The sequence below is a fragment of the Nocardioides aequoreus genome, from assembly GCF_000720335.1.
Classification (GTDB): Bacteria; Actinomycetota; Actinomycetes; order Propionibacteriales; family Nocardioidaceae; genus Marmoricola; species Marmoricola aequoreus.
Genome location: NZ_JOJN01000030.1, coordinates 1 through 1,083, shown reverse-complemented (window position 1 = coordinate 1,083; position 1,083 = coordinate 1). Strand labels below are relative to the sequence as shown.

At 65.6% G+C, this 1,083-nt stretch carries 1 protein-coding gene; it reads right to left on the bottom strand.

Annotated features, from left to right (window positions below; genetic code table 11):
- Positions 1 to 21: 21 nt before the first annotated feature.
- Positions 22 to 981, bottom strand: coding sequence for an IS481 family transposase (locus IG63_RS0120190; RefSeq protein WP_030486137.1), 960 nt, complete (start codon positions 979 to 981; stop codon positions 22 to 24).
- Positions 982 to 1,083 lie beyond the last annotated feature (102 nt).

Below are 1,083 nucleotides of genomic sequence, written 5' to 3'. Positions count from 1 at the left end.
TGTACTCGGCCACCAGGTTGGTCACAGTCGGCTGATGGGTGGGAGTCCTGCGAGTGCGCTGTGGCGACGTTGAGTGTTGTAGTGCTCGAGCCAGGGTGCAAGTGCCGCGGCGCGCTCGTCGTTGGTCATGAAGGCTTGCCGGTAGGCCCATTCGGTGGCCAGGGTGCGGTTGAGTCGCTCGACCTTGCCGTTTTGCCATGGGCAGTGCGGCTTGATGAAGATCTGGCGGGCGCCGATGTCGGCGCAGACCTGCTTCATCGCGGCGCTGTGTCGATAGGCGAAGGCGTTGTCGGTCATCACCCGCTCGATCGCTGGGATGCCCTTCGCGGCGAAGTAGGCCGCAGCCCGGCTCAGGAACTCTGCGCAGGTGACGCCCCTTTCGTCGGGCAGGATCTCGGAGTAGGCCAGCCGGGAGTGGTCATCGACCAGTGAGTGCACGAAGTCGTAGCCGGTGCCGTTCTTGCGGTCGCGGTTGCCTCCCTGGCCACGACCGAAGGCCCGCCAGCCTCCGCCGAGGGGGATCTTCCCGAGCTTCTTGACGTCCATGTGGACCAGTTCGCCTGGGCGTTCGCGTTCGTAGCGCATCGCGGTGGCCTTCGATGAGCGGATCACCTCACCGCTCATCGGGTCGCACTCACGCAGGTAGGGCACGTCGTGGCGGCGCAGCACTCTGGCGATCGTGCGGGCCGGCACGCCGATCTTCGCAGCGAGGACGTCTTGGCCCTCGCGGTACTCAGCGCGAGCGGCCAACACCTGCGCCTCGACCTCAGAGCTGGTCCGGGTGGGCATCGTGTGTGGGCGCGAGGAACGATCCTCCAGCCCGGCTGCACCCTCGCTCTCGTAGCGGTCGATCCAGGTCTTCACGCACTTGCGTGAGACGCCCATGGCCGCAGCGATGTGGGCTTGTTTCCAGTTCGCCTGGTGCCGCTGCACGATCAGCAACCGGCCGTGCGGGGTCAAACGGGCATTACGGTGGGACACGAGAACCTCCGGGTGTTGTGACCTTCGACAAGCCACAGCCCACTCGGGGGTTCTCGTTACGTCAACGCTTTGAGCCTGGAACCAACGTCATGGCCGGGTACA